The organism is Streptomyces sp. RPT161, assembly GCF_027533845.1.
Classification (GTDB): Bacteria; Actinomycetota; Actinomycetes; order Streptomycetales; family Streptomycetaceae; genus Streptantibioticus_A; species Streptantibioticus_A silvisoli_A.
This window is the reverse complement of sequence record NZ_JAPZVN010000137.1, coordinates 1-218: the sequence shown is the minus strand read 5'-3', so window position 1 is coordinate 218 and position 218 is coordinate 1. Positions and strand designations below refer to the sequence as shown.

The 218-nt window shown below is 63.8% G+C and carries 1 protein-coding gene; it reads right to left on the bottom strand.

The annotated features are described in order from the left end of the window. Positions 1 to 145, bottom strand: a 145-nt coding sequence (locus O5O46_RS35755; RefSeq protein WP_443072708.1) for a transposase, incomplete at its 3' end; no start/stop codon positions are given. Positions 146 to 218: the final 73 nt, after the last annotated feature.

Sequence of the window (218 nt, the reverse complement as noted above, 5' to 3'; positions counted from 1 at the left end):
CCCAGAACCGCACGGCGGTCTCTGTCAGGTCGAAGTCCTTGGCGACCTGGCCGATCGAGCGGTCGCCGCGCTGGCACAGCTCGACGATCTCGGACTTGAACTCCGGCGTGAACGAGCGGCGAGGACGCGGCTTCTTCTTCCCCATGCTGTCCATGGTGGACATCCTTCCGGGACCAAGGCCCCTGATCTCGGATGTCCGTCAAAGCGAATCAAGCCCA